We start from the raw sequence: 18,763 nt of genomic DNA, 5'->3' as shown, positions 1-18,763 counted from the left end.
TCGGTCAATGAGCCTGGCGACCGCGACCCGCCGCATCGGCTGGCTGCTTCGGACGAGCCGCAGGTTCGGCGCGGACGAGGCGCTGCGTTCCGGCCGGACATTCGCGCGCGCCTTCTCCGCCCTGGGAAGCCGCCCGCTCGCGCCATCGCAGATCACCCGCTGGGAGACCGGCCAACTGCCGCTCGGCCGGGAGGCGATCCGCCGATACGAGCAGCTGCTGCACCTCACTCCCGAGTCGCTGGTGTCGGTCGCCGACACGACGATGCGATACGCCGCCGATGGCGCATCCCTGCGGTCGAGCCACGAGACCGACGATGATCTCGATCGGGTCCGCCTCTTCCACATGCTCGACCGCGTGACGGGGGCCGACGCCCTGAGCGGGGCCGACTGGAGCTCGCTGACCGAGCTGGTCGCAGCCCGCCCCCAACTCGAGCTCTACCCGTCGAAGATCTGGCTCGCCATCACCGACCGGCTCCTCGACGAGATGGTCGACGCCGTCGGCATCGAGTGGCTGCAACGGCAGGAGGCGATGAGCAGGCTCCTTCGGCACCCCGCGGCGCGCCACGACGCCGTCGAGGGATGCATCGCGCACGCGAGCGACCCCACGTCGCTCTCGATCGTCGAGCCGCTGTCCCTGCTGAACAACACCCAGGATCCCGTCGCCAACCGATATGTGCTCCGGCAGCTCGAACACCCCGACGGCGAACGAGCGCTGGAGGGAGCGCTTCAGGCGGTCATCCGCAAGGTCAGTCAGCAGCACTTCCACCACCAGGAGTCGATCCGGCTCGTCGCATCGCTCACCTCCCTGATGAACGACGCCTCGACCAGCGGCGCCGTCCTCGCACTCGCCGTCGAGGCCGGGCGGCGGCTCTCGCGACAGCCCTCCTACGCCGGCGTCGTCCCCCTCCAGCTGCACACCGGCCCGGTCGTGCACGACGCGTGGACCGCCCGCCGTTCGGCCGAGCCGACCGCGGCGCAGGTCGTCAGCGCGCGCATCGCCGCCCGGGTCCACAACCAGCTCGCCCGCGAGGCCGGCAGCACGGACGCCATCCTGGCGACGCTCGTCGAGGAGACGATGTTCCATCCCGACCCGGACCTGAGCCTCGCCTCGGCGATGCTGATCGGGGCCACGCCCTACCGGATCCCGTTCACGCAGATGCTGCTCGACGAGGTCAAACTCGACCTCGCCCGGCAGCGCGGCACCTACCCCCTCGCCTCGGCGCTGCGAGCACTCACCCTCCTCGGCGTCGACACCCACCGGCCGCTGGTCCACGATCTGCTCACCAAGCGCGGCGCCAGCGAGACGGTCCGGCAGGCGGCGGCCTGGGCGACACCGTTCTGCTTCGGCCGGTTCCCGGAACCGATCTGGCGGCAGATCCTCACGGTCCAGTTCGCGGCGTGGCGGCAGTCGCCGAACACGACCAACGGGTCGATCCTGCACGGGATCGCCTTCGGGATCGGGACCGAGGGCCACCGCAGCCTGCTGGCGTATATTCGCGAGCATCCGCACGCGCCACAGACCGCCCGCGCGGCGGCCGCCTCCTGGCTGCTGCGCACCTGAGCGGCACCGGCCACGTGGCGGCCATGTGGCGTTCACAGCCGGGACCCGGGCGGTTGGCCCGCCCCTCGTAGCGTGCCGCCATGCGACTGCCGTTGATCTTCGCCTCGGTGTGCCTGCTCGCCACCCTGGGCCTCGTCGGCTGCGGAGACGGCCCGGACCTGCCGCCCGCCAGCATCAACGGCACACCCTGGACGGCAGCGTCGGCGTCACCGGTCGCGCTGCCCGCGGCGACGCAGTCACCGTTGGCGGCCGTCAGCCCCGCGGTGGCGACCTCCTCCGCCCCGCCCCTGCCCGACCTCGCGATAGTGGCGGTCGGCGAGTGCCAGGTCGAGGCACAGGGTCACGTCAACGGCGTCCCGACGAGCTGGCGGGTGCACTACGGCTACGAGGTCACCTGGACGCACGATCCGCCCTTCGCGGCGTACGCGGTGGCGACCACCACCCTGGCCGGGCAGGTGACCACGGAGACCCAGCGGCGGCTGACGAGCATCCTCACGACGGATTCGCTGAAGGTGTTCGCCAGCGAGGACATCGGACCCACCTCCCTCGGCCGGCCGGGTCGGCTGCGATTCGTCGTCGACCCGAAGAAGCAGATCGCCGAGAGCGACGAGGGCAACAACTCCGCCACGCTGATCTTCAACTTCCCGGCGGCGTTGTCACCGGAGACCGGCCGCAAGCCGCTCCCCTGCACGGTTCAGTGACGCCGGCAGCACCGGCCCGCCACCCGGCTGCCGCAGCGCGGCCGAAGCCTCATACGGTCACCACACACCCGGCGGACAAAACGGCAGGACCGCCCGCCGAACCCATACATCCGCCACACATCGCCTTTCGTCACTTTCGGATCCGCCCTACCATCGACCGACTTCGTCACTTCGACATAGGTAGGTCCTCATGTTTCGAAGGCTGATCCAGCTCCTCGCGGTCGGTTGCCTCGCCGCGACCGGACTCGCCGCGCCCACAACCGCGCACGCCGCCGGGCCGCGCCCCAACTTCCAGCTGCCGTTCCCGTGCGGTGAGACCTGGCGCCTGGCCACCTATGCCGGGCACGACGACTACGACATCGACATGACCTTCACCGGCGGCGCCAGCAACAACCGCCCGATCCTCGCCGCCGCGAGCGGCACCGTCTCGTTCGCCGGGTGGGGCAACAGCGGCGGCTGGTATGTGATCATCAATCACGGCGGGGGCTGGACCAGCGAGTACCTGCACATGATCAGCGCGCCGATCGTCTCGAACGGGCAGTCCGTCGCGGTTGGGCAGCAGCTCGGCAACGTCGGCAGCACCGGCAACTCCACCGGCCCGCACCTGCACCACGCCCAGAACCGCGACGGCGTGAAGACCGAGGCCTACTTCAACGGAGTGCCGTCCGGCATCACCTCCGACGGCAGCGCCGCCACCGGCCCGATCTACGTCAACGGCCCGGTCTCGGCGCCCCGCAACGTGACCAGCGCCAACTGCGGCCGGACGACGAGCCACGACCACGTCTCCGACTTCAGCGGTGACGGCGCGGCCGACGTGCTCGGTGTCACCGCGGCCGGGCTGCTCCTCTACTACCCCAACAACGGCCAGGCCCTCTCCGCTCCGGTGCAGATCGGCAACGGCTGGGGCACCTTCAAGCACGTCGTGGCGGCGGACTGGAGCGGCGACGGCGCGGCCGATGTCATCGGCGTCGACGCAAGCGGCCTGCTCTGGTACTACCCGCACAACGGCGCCGGGCTCTCCGCACCGGTGCAGATCGGCAACGGCTGGGGCACCTTCAAGCACGTCATGGCGGCGGACTGGAGCGGCGACGGCAAGGCCGATGTCATCGGCGTCGACGCAAGCGGCCTGCTCTGGTACTACCCGCACAACGGCGCCGGGCTCTCCGCACCGGTGCAGATCGGCAACGGCTGGGGCACCTTCAAGCACGTCATGGCAGCCGACTACAGCGGCGACGGCAAGGCCGACGTGCTCGGCGTGGACGCCGCAGGCGACCTCTGGTACTACCCGCACAACGGCGCCGGGCTCTCCGCACCGGTGCAGATCGGGCACGGGTGGGGCACCTTCAAGCAGGTCATCGCATCGGACTTCAGCGGTGACGGAGCCGCCGACGTGCTCGGCGTGGACGCCGCCGGACTGCTGTGGTACTACCCGCACAACGGCACGGGGCTCTCGGCGCCCGTACAGATCGGGAATGGTTGGGGCACCTTCAAGCACGTGATGTGATCTGCGATCGTGGCGGCCGGACCCGGGCTGGGGTCCGGCCGCCACACATCCGGTCCTCGGGCACGAGCGCCGCCGTCGAGAACAGCAGCTTCACAGTCGTCGGCCACCCGGCACGGGCGGACCGGTACCCGCGAGGTTGATCTCGCTGTTATCGTCGTCGATGTGCAGTATGTCGCCGTAGCGTGCCGGGTCGTCCTCGCCGTGGTCTTCGTCGTCGCGGCCGTCGGGAAGCTCTCCGGCCGGGCCGCCTACCGCGACTTCGTCAGCTCCCTGCGCCAGATGCGGGTCGTTCCGTCGCGCTGGGCCGGACCGCTCGCCGGGATCGCCGTCGCCGTCGAGGTCGCCGTCGTCGTGCTGCTCGCGGTGCCGCGCGATGTCGCCGCCGCCGCCGGTTTCGTGCTCGCCGCCGGGCTGCTCGCGGTCTTCGCCGGTGCCATCGGACTGTCGCTGCGGCGCGGCAACACGCAACCGTGCCGGTGCTTCGGCCGCTCCGCCACGCCGCTGGGCCGCCACCATGTGATCCGCAACGTCTTCCTCATCGCGATCGCCGTGCTCGGCGCGGTGGCGGCCGGGTCCGGTGGGGCGGTGCTGCTCGGCCCGGCGCTGGTCGCCGCACTCGCCGGCCTGATCGTGGGGGGCCTCGTCGCCGCCCTCGACGACCTGCTCTACCTCTTCCGCCCGACGACGGTTCAGCCGAGGTAACCGAGCCTGCGCGCGAGTTCGGTCCGGTTACGTACGCCGAGCTTGCGGAAGATGTTGCCCAGGTGGAACTCGACGGTCTTCACCGAGACGAAAAGCCGCTCCGCCGCCTCGCGGTTGCTCAGCCCGTCGGCGATCGCGACCGCCACCCGCACCTCCGACCCGGTCAGCGGCTGCTCCCCCACGGTCGGCGCCAGCAGCAGCGGCGCGGTGCGGGGCATCGGCGAGGAGAACCGCTCGGTCACCTCGCGCAGATCGGCGGCGACCCGGGCCAGCATCCCGGCCGCGCCGATCGTGGCGTAACCGGCACAGGCCGCCTCCAGCAGCCGGACCGCCTCCACCCGCCGACCCGCGCGACCGTGGTGCCCGCCGAGGAGCCAGGCCATCCGGGCCCGCGGCAGCCGCTCGGCGGGCTGGCTGAGGGCGGGGAGCACGGCTTCGAACGCGGCCATCGCCTGCGGGTCGTCGGGATTGAGGATCCAGGCCCGCCACGCGGGCATCGCAGGGCCGCCCGGCCACACGAACGGCGGATCGGGGCAGCCGTCGAGCAGGGCGCTCGCCGCCGCGTGGTCGCCGCACAGCGCGTGGTGGGTGGCGAGTTCCCAGCGGTACTCGAAGAGCAGGCCGGAGTCGACACCGAGGCCGGAGGCGACCATCAGTTCGAGCAGCCCGAGCCAGGCCTCGGTGTCGCCGTTGGCGAAGTGCAGGGCTGCGGCGCTCTCGGTGACGTGGCCGGCCACCCAGGCTGAACCCGTCCGTGCGGCCAGCTCCCGGGCTTCGGCGAGGTGGACCGCCGACGCGGCCAGGTCGCCGCGCAGCGCCTCGCACTTGACCAGCCAGGACGTGACCTCGGCCTGCACGTCCGAGCGCTCGGCGACGATGGCGAGTTCCCGGGCTTCGAGCATCTCGGCCTGGCCGCGCACGAGGTTGCCCGCCCACGCGTCGCCGAGACCGATCATCGCGACGAGCCGGGCCCGCTGCGCCGGGTCGAGCGGCAGCCGGTCGACGAGCGGGGCGATCAGCGGTCGAGTCTGATGTGGACGGATCAGGGTGAGGGTGGCGAGGAGCGCGCATTCGAGGAAGAGCGGGTCGCCGGTCAGGTCGTGGTCGGCGAAGACGCGCAGCGCCGCCTCCAGCCGCTGCGATCCGTCGGGGAGCCGGGCCCGGACGCCGACGACACCGGCCAGGGTGTGAGCCAGGAGTTCGACGACCGGGTCCGGCGGGTCGGCGCGCAGCTCCTCCAGCCGGGTGACCAGCGCGAGCAGGCTCGCCGCGTCGGCCGTCCGCGACACCGCGAGGAACTCCTCGAAGATCACACGGGCTGCGGTCTGCGGATCGGCGGCCACGGGCTGCTCCGCGCCGCGATTGTTGATCACGAGCCGAGTGTAGGTCGAGGGGCCAAGGCCCGCCCGACGAGCCGAAGGCTGCGATCTTCTGTCGGATCATGGCGGAAGCCCCTAGGGATCTTCCTAGTGTGCACGGCCACGGCGCCGAACGAGACTGCTTGCGACCAACAGTGGGAGCAAGAATGAAGTTCGTAAATGCCATACCCTTTCCGTACGCCGTGACCGGTCTCAGCACGCTGGTCGGGCAGGTGCTCAGCATCGACGAGTGGGCGGATGCGGCGCAGATCCCGCAGCGCAGCGGTGGTGGTGTCATGTCCGGTGAGCTCGTCGAGCGGATCCTGGGGATCGCGGGGAAGAGTTGGGATCCGCGGTTGTTCGCGGATCTGGGCCGGATCACCGATGTGGCCCGGGATGCGTTGGTCTCCGCCGACCTGCAGCCGCACGACGTCGACGCGATGATCGTCGTCACCTGCTCGCCGTATGAGGTGATGCTGGATCAGGACACCTTCCGGCTGGCCCGGGAGCTGGGGTTGCCTGATCATGTCGTACCGGTCCAGATCGGGGCGGGGTGCGCCGGGTTGGCGCGGGCTGCGGCCCTGGCGGCCCGGGTGGACGCGTCGAACGTCCTGGTGGTCACCTACAACGCGCCGAGCCGGGTGACCGGCGATCTGGACGGCGGCGTGAACCCGCTCTACCGGCACAACGACGTGCATCCGTTGGGGCGCAGTCTGTGGGCGTCGGCCGGGATCTTCTCCGACGGTGCCGCCGCCCTGGTCTTCACCCGCCACACCGACAGCCCCGGGCTGGTGCTCTACTCCCGCGACTCGCAGGCGTTCGGGGACGAGCCGGGATTCGCCGATCCGCTGATCCACTACCTCGGCGGCGGCGCGGTCCACCCGACCGGCACCCCGGGAGCGGCGGAGCTGGCGTGTTACGGGATGAACGGGCCGCAGGTGAAGCGCTACTACACCAAGGGGATGATGCTCAACCACGCCGCCCTGGACACCGCCCTGCCGGGCTATGTGGACCGGGTGAAGCGGATCTACACCCACCAGGCCAGCCCCGCCCTGGTCCAGGAGTTCGCCCGCCTCGCCGACCTCCCCGACGGCAAAGCACCGACCAACGCCCGCCGCTTCGGCAACCTCGTCAGCGCCAGCACCGCCAAAATGCTCCACGACGACCTGTATCAGGGCGACATCACCGACGGCGACCTCGTCTGCGCCTCCGTCGTCGGCGCCGGACCCGAACGCGGCGCCTACATACTGCCGGTCCATATCGCCAAGGTTATAGAACCAGGTGGATTCGTCCCGGTCGCAGGCTGAATGGCCCGGGTCGGTGCCACTCTCGGCACCGGCCCGCAACCGCTGCGAAATGCGTTTTCGGATAAGGTTTCGGGCCAAGATTAAATTTAAGGGTTCCTATCTCTTGTGCGAGGTGATCAATTCTGCTTATCTACGGCCAGCCGTGAAATCGGCCCGACTATAGGAGCCCCCCATGAGAAGAGGAACGGTGGCGGCAGGACCTGCCGTAGCTGTCTTCGCCGCAGTCGTGCTGGCGCTGAGCGTCCAGTCGTCGGTGGCAGCATCATCTCCCGGATCGGCCAGCCACCCCACGCTGGCGTCCGGCGCAACGCTGCTGGCCGCACCCCCCGCCATCGACGTCAACAACGTCAAGACCCACCTGCAGCAACTGCAGACGATCGCCACGAACAACGGCGGCAACCGGGCGACCGGCACCGCGGGCTACACCGCGTCGTTCAACTACGTGTCGCAGAAGCTGACGGCGGCCGGCTTCACCGTCACGGCGCAGACCTGCACCACCTGCTCGGGCTCGGCGAAGAACATCATCGCCGACTGGCCGGGCGGCAACACCAGCAACACCTACATGTTCGGCGCCCACCTCGACGGCGTCTCGGCGGGCCCCGGCATCAACGACGACGGCTCCGGCTCGTCGGCGCTGCTGGAGGTCGCGCTGCAGCTCGCAGCGACGAACCCGACGATGACCAACCACGTCCGCTTCGGCTGGTGGACCGGCGAGGAGCAGGGCCTGGTCGGCTCGAAGTTCTACGTCAACTCGCTGACCTCGGCGCAGCGGACGGCGATCAAGGCCTACGGCACCTTCGACATGATCGCCTCCACCAACGGCGGCTACTTCGTCACCGGCACCGACGCCGTCGCGGTGAAGCTGCGGGAGTATTTCAGCTCGATCAGCGTACCCACGGAGACCTCGACCGAGTGCTGCAGCGACGACGGCTCGTTCCGCGACGCCGGGATCCCCGCCTCGATCAACTCCACCGGCGCGAGCCGCACCAAGACGAGCGCCCAGGTCACCAAGTGGGGCGGCACGGCCGGCGCGGCCTACGACCCGTGCTACCACCGGTCGTGCGACACCTACCCGTCCAATGTGAACAGCACGTCGCTGGGCCGCTACGCCAACTCCATCGCGTACGCGGTCTGGGGTCTCACCACCGGCGGCACCCCGACCAACGACTTCTCCCTGTCGCTGAGCCCCACCTCGGGCTCGGTCAACCCGGGTTCGTCGGTCACCGCCACGGTGAACACCGCCACCACCTCCGGCAGCGCGCAGACCGTCGCCCTGACGGCCTCCGGCGCTCCCTCCGGCGTCTCGGTCGGCTTCAGCCCGTCGTCGGTCACCTCCGGAAACTCCTCGACCCTCACGGTCTCGACCACCAGCTCGGCCGCGCCCGGCACCTACACGATCACCGTGACGGGTACGGGCAGCGCGACCCACTCCGCCACCTACACGCTGACCGTCAACGGGACCGGGACCTGCAGCAGCCCCGGTCAGAAGCTCGGCAACCCGGGCTTCGAGACCGCGTCGTCGCCGTGGACCGCGACGAGCGGCGTCATCGGCGCCTTCACCGGTAACGGCTCGCCCCGCAGCGGCACCCGCTCCGCCTGGCTCAACGGCGTCGGATCGACCAACACCGACACCCTGTCCCAGTCGGTGACGCTGCCGGCCGGCTGCAGCAGCTACACGCTGTCGTTCTACCTGAAGATCAGCACGGCGGAGACGACCACCACGGTGCAGTACGACAAGCTCACCGTCCAGGTCGGCACCACGACGCTGCAGGTCTTCTCCAACCTCAACGTCAGCGGCTACACCCTGCGCTCCTACAACCTGTCCGCCTTCGCCGGGCAGACCGTCACCCTGAAGTTCACCGGCGTGGAGGACTCCTCGCTGCAGACGTCGTTCGTCATCGACGACACGGCGCTGACCGTCGCCTAGCACGCACCCCGGGTGGGACCGGCCGACCAGCCGTTCCCACCCGGGCCCGTCGGCTCTCCCCCGCCCTGCCCGGCCGGCACCGGCACGCCACCGGCACCGGCAGCGGTAGCGGTAGCGGCCGCGCCGATAGGACCAACTCTTCAAGAGTTGCGGCGATCTTGGCGGCGCGATCTTGGCCGCGCGATCCGGACGACGATCGGGTGGCACGGGCGTCGACTACCGTTCGCGAGCCGGTGCGTCCTTCGACGGCATGCGTTCACCTGGGCTGACCAGGCTGGGCATTCCACGATGATCTATTTGAGGAGCACCCATGCGGCGAATACTCGCCCTTGCGCTGGCGGCCCTACCGGTGCTGCTGCTCGCGCAGCCCGCACACTCCGCGCCGGACGGCACGCTCACCCCCACCTCCGCCACCGTCCTGGTGGGCGACGCGATCGGGTTCTCCTACACGACGCCGCTGCCGAACGCGAAGAACTGGGTCGGGCTCTACAGCGACCCGGGCAACGGTCCGGTGAACGAGCAGTATGTGGGTCCGTCGACGAAGTGGGTCTACACCGCCGCTGCCAGCGGCACCGGCTCGCTGCCCAGCGCCGGACTCACGGCGGGGCGGTACATCCTCTACTTCCTGCGCGACGACGGCTACGCGTGGGCTGCGCCGCCCGTCACCGTGCAACTGGTCGCCACCACCCAGCCGCGCTTCGTCAGCACGGCATTCGACCTGAGGAACGCGAAGGTCGGCACGGCATACAGTGCCACCGTCGGCGGGCTCGTCGTCGGCAACACCACCGGCCTGACGTTCCGCAAGACCTCCGGACCCGCCTGGGTGGCCGTCGCCGCCAACGGGACCGTCAGCGGCACTCCGACCGCGACCGGCATCGCGCCGGTCGGCATCCGCGCGACGAACGCCTCCGGGCTGACCGCCGACACCGTCGCCCGGGTCGAGGTCCAGGCGAGCGTCCTCGTACCGACGCTCAAGGTGCTCAGCTGGAACCTCTGGCACGGTGGTACGCAGGTCGGCGGCTACCGCGAGAAGCAGCTGCGGTTCCTGCTGGAGCAGGATGTCGACGCCGTCGGCATCCAGGAGAACGAGGGCAGCGCGGCGCAGCAGCTCGCCCAGGCACTCGGCTGGAGCTACCACCAGAACAGCGACATCGCCGTGCTGAGCCGCTACCCGATCACCGCCACCGGCCCCGTCGTGGCGGGTTCGGCCATCGCCGCCACGATCAATCTGGGCAGCCGGTCGGTGAAGCTGTGGAGCGCCCACCTCGGCTACACCCCCTACGGCCCCTACGACGCGTGCTTCGGCAGGATGAGCACGTCGCAACTGCTCAACCGTGAGGCCCAGTCGGGACGGACCCAGCAGATCACCAGCATCATCACCGCGATGCAGGCGGACCTGACGGCTTCGTCATCCGTCCCGGTGCTGCTCGTCGGGGACTTCAACGCACCGTCCCATCTGGACTGGACCGGCGGCAACTCCCGCTGCGGCTACGGCGCCGTCGCCTGGCCCACCTCGACGGCCCCGCAGAACGCGGGTCTCACCGACTCCTTCCGCCAGGCCAACCCCAACCCCGCGACGGCACCCGGAAACACCTGGTCCCCCGTCTTCAAGACGTACACCGGCGGCTACGGCTACGACAGCCACGCCGGTGAGCCCGAACCACAGGACCGGATCGACTTCATTCACTACCGCGGGCCGCTGGCGGTCCAGGCATCGCAGACGGTCGTCGAGGGCACGCCGTCCCAGACCAATCCCGGCAGCAACGCCTGGACATCCGACCACGCGGCCGTCCTGACGACCTTCCGGGTCAGCTGACCCGTCACTTCGCTGCCCGGTGGCAGCATCCAGGAACTACGTGCCGACCGCGCGCCGGAGTACCTGGATGCTGCTACCGTGCAGGTCCGGAGCCTCAGGATCACGTCGTCGGCCGTCTGGCGCCGTCATCCGACGACTACCGCCCCGCTCGGCGGCGCGGCGAACCGGCTGATGGCCGCGTCGAGCGCCGCCTCCTGCTCGGCCGAGAGCGTCCGACGGAAGAGCAGCATCCGCACATTGCCCGCGCCGGAGAACCAGTAGGCGATCGGATCCTTCCGCGTCGCCGAGATGGCGCTCCAGTGGACCAGGTGGTGGCCGACAGGGCTGCTCATCGCCAGACCGTCACTCGCGAGGCGGTAGGTCTGTTCCGCGAAAGCCCACTGCGGAAGCGCCCGGAGCTGCGCACCCACGGAGAGGTAGGTGTAGCCGAGCAGCAGCGCGGCGATGCCGCCGCAGATGATCGCACCGACCATCTGGGTCGCGGCCCAGCTCAGGAACGCCCCGAGCACCAGCAGTCCGCTGAGGGCTGCGTTCCACCCGAACACGCCCCCGGCCCGGTACGCCGCACTGCGGTAGTCCTCGACCGTGGGCGTGATGGTGACCTCGACGGCGTCCTCGTTCTCCGGCTGCATGCGGCGGATTGTGCAGCCTTTCCCACCGATGATCAAGCCCTCGTGCGCCGATGGCGGCGGTGTGGTGCGGCATCGGCGAGCGCCTGCTCGTCGAGCACGACGTGGGCGTCGCCGCCGAGGGCCGCCTGAACACGGGCGGACACCACATCAAACAGGACGTTCATCGACACCGGCCGAGAACACCGGTGGTCAATGCCCGGAGCGTTCTTCTTCCAGGTACGCCGCCCAGCGCCGGACCCGGTCGTCGGGCGAGCGCAGGGGACAGTGCGTGCAGTTGCCCCCGCCGTCGGCACACTCCTCGGCGGATGCCACCCGGTAGTAGAGGCAGCACACGCCCCGGTTGACGAAGACAGCCGTCCCACCCGACCACTCCACCGTGGCCGGTGACCGCCGCGCTCGGACCTGCGGCACCAGCCGGGCGATGCCGTCGATGAGCGCGGCGGCGCTGCGCCAGGCGACGCGGGCGTCGGTCCCCGCCTCACGGGCGTTGTCGACGGCGGCTCCGGCGATCGTGTCGCCGAGCGCGCCCCACATGACCGGCCGGCCGAGCCGGGTCCGCTCCCGGATCAGGTCGAAGACCGGCCGGAACAGCGCGACAAGCTGCGCGCTGAGCCCATCGACGGCGCCCTCGGCCTCGACCGGCACGACGGTCGAAGGGTCGGCCACGGCGAGCCCGTCGAACCAGCCGTCGGGATGCCGGTGGACGGCGAGACTTCCCGGCGGGAGCGACCACCCCTGCCGCAGCGTGCAAACGGCGATCGTCAACGGGTCGGCGACCGCCGACACCAGGTAGGTGACGAGGCTGACCGCGGCGACATCGGTCCGCCCGCACGCCTCGCCACCACGCAGGTCATCCAGCCACCGGGTGACGAGGACCGGATCGGCGGCGATCTCGTCGAGACCGAACCAGTCCGGGCCGTCGGGTGGTCCCGCGACGAGCCGGAACCCGGTGTCGAGGTGGAGGGACGCCAGCGTGGCGGCGAGGGTGTCGGGCATCGCGATCAGCTGATGGCCGACAGGTCGGCCACCGGCGTCGCCGGGTTCATGTCCAGCGCGTTGGCGAGCTGCGGCACCAGGACATCCAGGGCGTAGAGCAGCGCCTCGGGACCGCTGTAGGAGAGGGCTCCGGCGAGCGGGGTCTCGAACGCGGTGTAGAGCGTGCGGTCGGTCTGGACGACCTTGAGCGCACTGAAGACCGGCGACTTCAGCATCGCCGCCTTCGTGGCGCCGATCACGAGCAGGGCGTCGTGGTCGATGAGGTCGAGGCGTTCCTCGCTGATCTCGTCCGCGGTGTCCTGGGTCGCGAAGCCCAGGGCGTCGAAGAGCGACCGTCGCGGGTCGCCCGCGCCGATGAGCCAGTGCTGGCCCTGGTCGGGGCCGTAGTCGACGACGAGCGTCTTGCCCGCGAACTCCGGGTGCGCCTGCTTGACCGCGGCGATCTTCGCGTTGACCTTGTCGACCAGGGCCTGCGCCTCGGCCTGCTTGCCCAGGGCCGTGCCGACCGTGAGGGCCTGCACGTGCCACGGCGTCTGCTCGTCCTGATAGGCCGCGGCCTGGATCACCGTCGGCGCGATCTGCGACAGCCGGTCGTAGATCTGCCGGGTGACGGTCTCGTAGATGGCGATGATCAGATCGGGCTGGGCCTGGGCGATCGCCTCGTAATTCAGCTCCGCCGAGAACGCCGGCAGCGGCTTGCCGCCGAGCTTCGGCTGCACCCACGGGTAGGTGGGGTACTCGGTGAACCACTCCCGGGTGCTGACCGGGACGACACCGACGGCGAGCGCGAAGTCCTGGTCGTTCCAGCCGACGGTGACGACCTTGCCGGGCCGGGCCGGGATCGTGGTGGCGCCGAACTTGTGCTCGATCGTGACCGGGAACGCCGCCCCCGCCGACGGTGCCGGGGTCGCCGTGTCATCGCCCTGGCCACCGCACGCGGTGAGCGCGACGGCGAGCAGAGCTGCCGTGGCGAGCCTTCCGATGTGCTGTCCCATGTCAGCTCGCGGTTCCGGCGAGTGCCGCGGCCAGCTGCGGCAGCAGCTTGTCGAGCAGGAAGGGCAGGCTCAGCACGGTCACGAACGACGTGGAGACGTAGTACGCGTCGTCGTCGTTCTCGGGGATGTAGACGGCGTGGTTCCCCTTCGCCACCTTCAGCTGCCCGTAGGTCGGGATCGCCTTGTCCACGTCGGCCCGCGAGTTGATCCAGATCAGCAGGTCGACGTCGACCTGGTGCGCGTTCTCGGCGGAGATCGACGCGCCGAAGCCGTCCGTGACGACCGAGTTGAGCTCCTGCGGGAAGACGAGGCCGAGGTCGGACAGGATGCGCCCGCGCGGGTCCTGCGGACCGTAGATGAAGATCCCCTCGTAGGGGGTCACCATCAGCGCGCGCTTCCCGGCGAACTGCGGGTAGTCCTTGCGGGCCTGCGCGAACCGCGCGTCGACCTCGGCCACCAGCTTGTCGGCCGCCGCCGGCTTGCCGACCGCTTTCCCGACGGTACGCGTGACGTCCTGCCACGAGATCGAGTAGTCGTTCTGCCCGGCGGGGTGGGCGATGGTGGGCGCGATGGCGCTGTAGAGGTCGTAGTCGGTCTTCTTGATGCCCGCGTAGAGCGCGATGATCAGGTCAGGCTTGAGGGCTGCGACCTTCTCGAACTCGGTCTCGGTGCCGAGCACCTCGGGCAGCGGCGCGGCGCCGAGCTTCGGCTTGGCCCAGTCGAAGATCCGCCCGGGGGCGTTGCCGAACCAGTTGGTCACACCGACGGGCACGACACCGAGCGCCAGGAGCGCGTCCTGCTCGACGAGGCCGACGGTGACGACGCGCTTCGGCGCCGCGGTGACGGTCGTCTTGCCGTAGACGTGGTCGAACGTGGCCGGGAACGCACCGGCCTCGGCTCCGGCGGAGGTGGAGGGGGCGGCGGCGTCCGGCCCGGCGTCGGTGGTGCCGGAGCACCCGGTGAGCACGACGGCGGCGACGGTCGCCGCCAGCAGGGCGCGAAGCGCGGTTCGGGGTCGCATGGGGTTCCTTCTTCTGTGCAGTGGTGCAGGTCGATGGGGTGCTACTGCGGGATCGCGGCGGCGGGGGCCACTAGATCCACAACGGCATACTAGGTTAGGCTTCCCTAACTTTGTAGAGGCTAACCTAAAGGAGTTGCCGTGCTCGCCCCCACCGTCGCTCGCGAGAGCGGGCCCCGGCCCGGCGTACCCCCGGATGGTCCGAAACGCCGGTCCTGGCTGACGCGGTCCGCGGGCCTGCTCCTCGCGGCCCTGGTTCTGGGTCTGGTCGTGGTGGCGAGCCTCGCGGTCGGCGCGAAGTCGATCCCGTTCGGCACGGTGGTGCAGCAGCTGGCGCACTTCGACGGCTCGGCCGACGGGGTGGTGATCCACAGCCTGCGGCTGCCGCGGACGCTGCTCGGACTCGCCGTCGGCGCCGCGCTGGGCCTGGCCGGTGCCCTCATGCAGGCGCTGACCCGCAACCCGCTGGCCGACCCCGGCCTGCTGGGTGTCAACGCCGGCGCCTCGGCCGCGGTCGTCGCCGCGATCGCGATGCTGCACCTCACGCAGCCCTCGGCGTACGTGTGGTTCGCCCTCGCCGGTGCGGGTGCCGCCTCGGTGCTCGTCTACGCGCTCGGGTCCCGCGGCCGGGCCAGCGCGACCCCGGTCCGCCTGGCCCTGGCAGGTGCGGCGATCAGCGCCGTGCTGGACGCGTTCATCACCGCCGTCGTCCTGACCGACCAGTCGACCTTCAACGACTTCCGGTTCTGGCTGGTGGGCTCGGTGACCGGGCGCCCGCTGTCGGTCCTCTACCAGACCGGACCGCTGCTCATCGTCGGCGCGGTGATCGCCCTCGCCCTGGCCCGGCCGCTCAACGCGCTGGCGCTGGGCGAGGACACCGGCCGCTCCCTCGGCGTCCGGCTCGGCACCACCCGCGCCTGGGGCATCGGCGCGGTGACGCTGCTCTGCGGTGCCGCGACCGCAGCCGCCGGCCCGATCGCCTTCGTGGGTCTGACCGTGCCGCACATCGCCCGCGCCATCACCGGACCGGACCAGCGATGGGTGCTGCCCTACTCGATGGTGCTCGCACCGATCCTGCTGCTCACCGCGGACGTCGTCGGACGGGTCATCGCCCGGCCGGGCGAGATCGAGGTCGGCATCGTGACGGCGTTCATCGGCGCACCCGTGCTCATCGCGCTGGCCCGGCGACGGCGGATGGCGCAGCTGTGACCGCTCCCGCCCTCCCCCGGCGCCGCCCCCGCGCGCTGCGCCTCGGCCCCCTCTCGATAAGGATCGAGCGGCGCGCCCTGCTCGTCGGCACCGTGCTCGGCGCGGCGATCGCGGTGATGGCCGTGATAGCGCTCTCCACCGGCGCCTACCAGATCCCGATCATGGACGTGATCCGCACCCTGGCCGGCGAGGGCACCACCGCGCAGGCGTTCATCGTGGAGACGCTGCGGCTCCCCCGGCTCCTGACCGGGCTGCTCGTGGGCGCGGCGCTCGCCGTCGGCGGCGCGATGTTCCAGAGCGTGTCCCGCAACCCGCTGGGCAGCCCGGACATCGTCGGCTTCGACACCGGCGCCGCGACCGGGGCGCTGCTGGTGATCCTGCTGTGGCACGGCACGATGGCCCAGGTCGCCACCGGCGCCGTCGTCGGCGGGGTCGGCACCGCCATCGCGGTCTACCTGCTCGCCATCAAACGCGGCGTGTCCGGATACCGGCTGATCATCGTCGGCATCGGCATCGCCGCGATGCTGATGGCGGTCAACGACTACCTCATCACCCGGGCGCGGATCACCGACGCGCAGACCGCGGTGCTGTGGCTGACCGGCAGCCTCAACGGCCGGGGCTGGGAGCAGGTCCGACCGGTCGCCCTGGCCCTGCTGGTGCTGGCGGTACCCGCGATCTGGCTCGGCCGGCACCTGCGGATGCTCGAGCTCGGCGACGACACCGCCCGGGCGCTCGGCATCGCCGCGGAGCGGACCCGGCTCGCCTCGGTCGTGGTCGGCGTCGGCCTGACCGCGATCGCCACCGCCTGCACCGGCCCGATCGCCTTCGTCGCGCTCGCCGCACCCCAGGTCGCCCGCCGGCTGACGAAGGTACCCGGCCCCAACATCGTCGTCTCGGCCCTCACCGGGGCGCTGGTGCTCGTGGTCAGCGACTTCGCCGCGCAGCGGCTGCTCGGATCGACCCAGCTGCCGGTCGGCGTCATGACCGCCGCCGTCGGCGGCGTCTACCTGGCCTGGCTACTCGCCGCGCAGTGGCGGAAAGGACGCGCATGAACAGCAACAGCGAGCCCGGCGGGACCAGCCGGCTGCGGGCCGCGCAGGTCACCCTCGGCTACGACCGGCGGATCATCGTCGACGGACTCGACGTGGAGATCCCGGACACGTCCTTCACCGTCATCGTCGGCGCCAACGGCTGCGGCAAGTCGACCCTGCTCCGCGGCCTGGCCAGGATGCTCAAGCCGACCGCCGGTGCGGTGCACCTCGACGGCCAGGAGATCCGCCGCCTGCCGTCCAAGGAGGTCGCCCGCCGCCTCGGCCTGCTCCCCCAGGGACCGGTGGCGCCGGACGGCATCACCGTCGTCGACCTCGTCGCCCGCGGCCGCTACCCGCACCAGGGCCCGCTGCGGCAGTGGTCGCCGGCGGACGAGGCGGCGGTCGCCGAGGCGATGGCCGCCACCCAGGTGACCGATCTCGCCGACGCCTATGTCGACGAGCTCTCCGGCGGGCAGCGGCAGCGCGTGTGGCTGGCGATGGCGCTGGCCCAGCAGACCTCGATCCTGCTGCTCGACGAGCCGACCACGTTCCTCGACATCGCCCACCAGATCGACGTCCTGGACCTCTGTGCGGACCTGCACGAACACCGAGGACGGACCCTCGTCGCCGTGCTGCACGACCTCAACCACGCCTGCCGCTACGCCACCCACCTGATCGCCATGCGCGACGGGAGGATCGCCGCGCAGGGCCGCCCCGGTGACATCGTCACCGCCGAGCTCGTCGCCGACGTGTTCGGCCTGCAGTGCGAGATCATCACCGATCCGCAGGCCGGCACCCCGCTGGTCGTGCCGGCGGCTCGGCGGGACCGGCTGGCGGCGGCACGCTGACGCACCTCGCCGGGCGGAGCCGTCCCCGCGGCCCGGCCCCGTCCGGCGACCGTGCTCAGTGCCCGATCGGCTCGCGGACCAGCACCACGGTGCCCCGGCCCGGCAGGAACTCCCGCTCCACGATCAGGATCTTGCCGATGAAGGAGTCACCGCCCTGCGCCTGCCACGTGCGGCGCTCCAGCGGCAGGCTGTAGGTGCGCACCCGGCGCAGCGCGGTGTCCAGATCGGACACCACCTTCTGCGCGCCGACCACCCAGACGGCCTTGCGGGCTCCGGCGGAGTAGGGCCCGAGCTGGCTCCCGCTCGCGGAGGCCACGACCAGCCGGCCGTCCTCGGTCACGGCGTGCACGCTGCCGACCACCACGTCCGGCGTGGCACCGAGGCGCAGCTTGCCGTCGAGGTCGTCGTCGGCGAGCTGCCCGGCCAGTCGGCGTACCGAGACGAAGCTGCCGCTCTCGTCCACGGCCGAGGCGATCCCGACGCTGCGCAGCGTCTGGCTGAGCGCGGTGAACACCGCCTGGTCGGTGGGGAGCAGCCCGAGCACCAGGTCACGTGCCTGCTCCGCGGTGTCGACCACGTGGACGGTGAAGCCGTTCTCCTGCAGGGCGCCCGCCGCCCGATCGACCTGACCGGCGTCGGCCGGGGCGGCAAAGGACTCGTCGAACGTTTCGTCGATGCTCAATTCAGACCCTCTCAATGGTACGGGTTGGCAACTGAACCCATCGTGCGGAACCATCGACCTGCCGGGGAAGACGGCACTATTTACTGCGTCAGTGACATGGAGGTAACCGTGCAGGTCCCGCTGCCACACGACGAGCTGACCTGCCAGGTCCGTGAGATTCTCGACCGTGTCGGCGACAAGTGGTCACTCGCGATCGTCAACGAACTCGGCGGCGGCACGCGAAGGTTCACAGAATTGAAAAGGGCCATTCATGGAATCAGCCAGCGCATGCTGACGGCATCGCTGCGTAATCTGGAAAGGGACGGACTGGTGTCGCGGACCGTCTATCCGGTCGTTCCGCCCCGGGTCGACTACGAGCTCACCGGTCTCGGCCACACCTTCCTGAAGACCGCCTGGTCGCTCATGAGCTGGGCGATCGAGCACGCTCCCGACATCGTCGAGGCACGCCAGAAATACGACCAGTGAGGGCGGCACGG

18 protein-coding genes are annotated in these 18,763 nt (G+C 70.8%); 11 read left to right on the top strand and 7 right to left on the bottom strand.

The annotated features are described in order from the left end of the window. Positions 1–7 precede the first annotated feature (7 nt). The 4 genes from F4553_RS37500 (at position 8) to F4553_RS37485 (ending at position 4,468) form a co-directional block, all read left to right on the top strand. The gene (locus F4553_RS37500; protein ID WP_184846070.1) at positions 8–1,561 is read left to right on the top strand and encodes a hypothetical protein; all 1,554 of its coding nucleotides are present in this window, start codon (positions 8–10) and stop codon (positions 1,559–1,561) included. Positions 1,562–1,641: 80 nt separating this feature from the next. After that, positions 1,642–2,262, top strand: a complete 621-nt coding sequence (locus tag F4553_RS37495) for a hypothetical protein (protein ID WP_184846068.1) — start codon at positions 1,642–1,644, stop codon at positions 2,260–2,262. A gap of 190 nt (positions 2,263–2,452) precedes the next feature. Then, positions 2,453–3,766 (top strand): FG-GAP-like repeat-containing protein, encoded by a 1,314-nt coding sequence (locus F4553_RS37490; RefSeq protein ID WP_184846066.1) that lies wholly within the window; start codon positions 2,453–2,455, stop codon positions 3,764–3,766. A 162-nt stretch (positions 3,767–3,928) separates the two neighbouring features. Further along, positions 3,929–4,468: a MauE/DoxX family redox-associated membrane protein gene (locus tag F4553_RS37485; RefSeq protein WP_184846064.1), complete on the top strand. Its 540-nt coding sequence runs from the start codon at positions 3,929–3,931 to the stop codon at positions 4,466–4,468. On the opposite strand, the gene F4553_RS42700 is transcribed toward F4553_RS37485, so the two are convergent. Then, a complete protein-coding gene (locus F4553_RS42700) occupies positions 4,456–5,841 on the bottom strand; it encodes a helix-turn-helix transcriptional regulator (protein WP_184846062.1) in 1,386 nt (461 codons plus the stop codon). The two genes, F4553_RS37485 and F4553_RS42700, sit on opposite strands and share 13 nt — an antisense overlap. Positions 5,842–5,993: 152 nt before the next feature. Between F4553_RS42700 and F4553_RS37475 the strand changes: the two genes are divergently transcribed. The 3 genes from F4553_RS37475 to F4553_RS37465 all read left to right on the top strand — a co-directional run bounded on the left by F4553_RS37475 (position 5,994) and on the right by F4553_RS37465 (position 10,876). Then, positions 5,994–7,133 carry a 3-oxoacyl-[acyl-carrier-protein] synthase III C-terminal domain-containing protein gene (locus F4553_RS37475; RefSeq protein ID WP_184846060.1) on the top strand — a complete coding sequence of 380 codons (1,140 nt, stop codon included), beginning with the start codon at positions 5,994–5,996 and terminating at the stop codon, positions 7,131–7,133. A 172-nt stretch (positions 7,134–7,305) separates the two neighbouring features. Beyond that, positions 7,306–9,060, top strand: a complete 1,755-nt coding sequence (locus tag F4553_RS37470) for a M28 family peptidase (RefSeq protein ID WP_184846058.1) — start codon at positions 7,306–7,308, stop codon at positions 9,058–9,060. Between the two features lie 310 nt (positions 9,061–9,370). Beyond that, a complete protein-coding gene (locus F4553_RS37465) occupies positions 9,371–10,876 on the top strand; it encodes an endonuclease/exonuclease/phosphatase family protein (RefSeq protein ID WP_184846056.1) in 1,506 nt (501 codons plus the stop codon). A 125-nt stretch (positions 10,877–11,001) separates the two neighbouring features. On the opposite strand, the gene F4553_RS37460 is transcribed toward F4553_RS37465, so the two are convergent. The 5 genes from F4553_RS37460 to F4553_RS37440 are packed head-to-tail and all read right to left on the bottom strand — an operon-like array spanning position 11,002 to position 14,520. Further along, positions 11,002–11,508, bottom strand: coding sequence for a hypothetical protein (locus F4553_RS37460; protein WP_184846054.1), 507 nt, complete (start codon positions 11,506–11,508; stop codon positions 11,002–11,004). A gap of 32 nt (positions 11,509–11,540) precedes the next feature. After that, a complete protein-coding gene (locus tag F4553_RS37455; RefSeq protein WP_184846052.1) occupies positions 11,541–11,678 on the bottom strand; it encodes a hypothetical protein in 138 nt (45 codons plus the stop codon). A gap of 19 nt (positions 11,679–11,697) precedes the next feature. Beyond that, complete coding sequence (locus F4553_RS37450; protein WP_184846050.1) at positions 11,698–12,504, bottom strand: (2Fe-2S)-binding protein; 807 nt, start codon at positions 12,502–12,504, stop codon at positions 11,698–11,700. 5 nt (positions 12,505–12,509) lie between these two features. Next, complete coding sequence (locus F4553_RS37445) at positions 12,510–13,499, bottom strand: ABC transporter substrate-binding protein (protein WP_184846048.1); 990 nt, start codon at positions 13,497–13,499, stop codon at positions 12,510–12,512. Between the two features lies 1 nt (position 13,500). After that, complete coding sequence (locus tag F4553_RS37440) at positions 13,501–14,520, bottom strand: iron-siderophore ABC transporter substrate-binding protein (protein ID WP_184846046.1); 1,020 nt, start codon at positions 14,518–14,520, stop codon at positions 13,501–13,503. A 216-nt stretch (positions 14,521–14,736) separates the two neighbouring features. Between F4553_RS37440 and F4553_RS37435 the strand changes: the two genes are divergently transcribed. The 3 genes from F4553_RS37435 to F4553_RS37425 are packed head-to-tail and all read left to right on the top strand — an operon-like array spanning position 14,737 to position 17,605. Beyond that, the gene (locus tag F4553_RS37435) at positions 14,737–15,726 is read left to right on the top strand and encodes a FecCD family ABC transporter permease (protein ID WP_221470929.1); all 990 of its coding nucleotides are present in this window, start codon (positions 14,737–14,739) and stop codon (positions 15,724–15,726) included. Continuing rightward, positions 15,723–16,778, top strand: coding sequence for a FecCD family ABC transporter permease (locus tag F4553_RS37430; RefSeq protein WP_312875541.1), 1,056 nt, complete (start codon positions 15,723–15,725; stop codon positions 16,776–16,778). Before F4553_RS37435 ends, F4553_RS37430 begins: the two co-directional genes overlap by 4 nt. Further along, complete coding sequence (locus tag F4553_RS37425) at positions 16,775–17,605, top strand: ABC transporter ATP-binding protein (protein WP_184846041.1); 831 nt, start codon at positions 16,775–16,777, stop codon at positions 17,603–17,605. Before F4553_RS37430 ends, F4553_RS37425 begins: the two co-directional genes overlap by 4 nt. A 55-nt stretch (positions 17,606–17,660) precedes the next feature. Here the strand turns inward: F4553_RS37425 and F4553_RS37420 are convergent, their stop codons facing one another. Continuing rightward, positions 17,661–18,287 carry an LUD domain-containing protein gene (locus F4553_RS37420; protein WP_221470632.1) on the bottom strand — a complete coding sequence of 209 codons (627 nt, stop codon included), beginning with the start codon at positions 18,285–18,287 and terminating at the stop codon, positions 17,661–17,663. A gap of 108 nt (positions 18,288–18,395) precedes the next feature. Between F4553_RS37420 and F4553_RS37415 the strand changes: the two genes are divergently transcribed. Then, complete coding sequence (locus F4553_RS37415) at positions 18,396–18,752, top strand: winged helix-turn-helix transcriptional regulator (RefSeq protein ID WP_312875540.1); 357 nt, start codon at positions 18,396–18,398, stop codon at positions 18,750–18,752. Positions 18,753–18,763: the final 11 nt, after the last annotated feature.

It is taken from the genome of Allocatelliglobosispora scoriae (assembly GCF_014204945.1).
Lineage (GTDB): Bacteria > Actinomycetota > Actinomycetes > Mycobacteriales > Micromonosporaceae > Allocatelliglobosispora > Allocatelliglobosispora scoriae.
The sequence above is the reverse complement of the archived record's forward strand: the minus strand, read 5'-3'. Positions and strand labels throughout refer to the sequence as shown.

Coding starts and splice junctions, on each gene's coding strand:
- F4553_RS37475 (WP_184846060.1), top strand. CDS start 5,994: ATGAAGTTCGTAAATGCCATACCCTTTCCGTACGCCGTGACCGGTCTC.
- F4553_RS37490 (WP_184846066.1), top strand. CDS start 2,453: ATGTTTCGAAGGCTGATCCAGCTCCTCGCGGTCGGTTGCCTCGCCGCG.
- F4553_RS37460 (WP_184846054.1), bottom strand. CDS start 11,508: ATGCAGCCGGAGAACGAGGACGCCGTCGAGGTCACCATCACGCCCACG.
- F4553_RS37440 (WP_184846046.1), bottom strand. CDS start 14,520: ATGCGACCCCGAACCGCGCTTCGCGCCCTGCTGGCGGCGACCGTCGCC.
- F4553_RS37500 (WP_184846070.1), top strand. CDS start 8: ATGAGCCTGGCGACCGCGACCCGCCGCATCGGCTGGCTGCTTCGGACG.
- F4553_RS37450 (WP_184846050.1), bottom strand. CDS start 12,504: ATGCCCGACACCCTCGCCGCCACGCTGGCGTCCCTCCACCTCGACACC.
- F4553_RS37445 (WP_184846048.1), bottom strand. CDS start 13,499: ATGGGACAGCACATCGGAAGGCTCGCCACGGCAGCTCTGCTCGCCGTC.
- F4553_RS37495 (WP_184846068.1), top strand. CDS start 1,642: ATGCGACTGCCGTTGATCTTCGCCTCGGTGTGCCTGCTCGCCACCCTG.
- F4553_RS37470 (WP_184846058.1), top strand. CDS start 7,306: ATGAGAAGAGGAACGGTGGCGGCAGGACCTGCCGTAGCTGTCTTCGCC.
- F4553_RS37465 (WP_184846056.1), top strand. CDS start 9,371: ATGCGGCGAATACTCGCCCTTGCGCTGGCGGCCCTACCGGTGCTGCTG.
- F4553_RS37425 (WP_184846041.1), top strand. CDS start 16,775: ATGAACAGCAACAGCGAGCCCGGCGGGACCAGCCGGCTGCGGGCCGCG.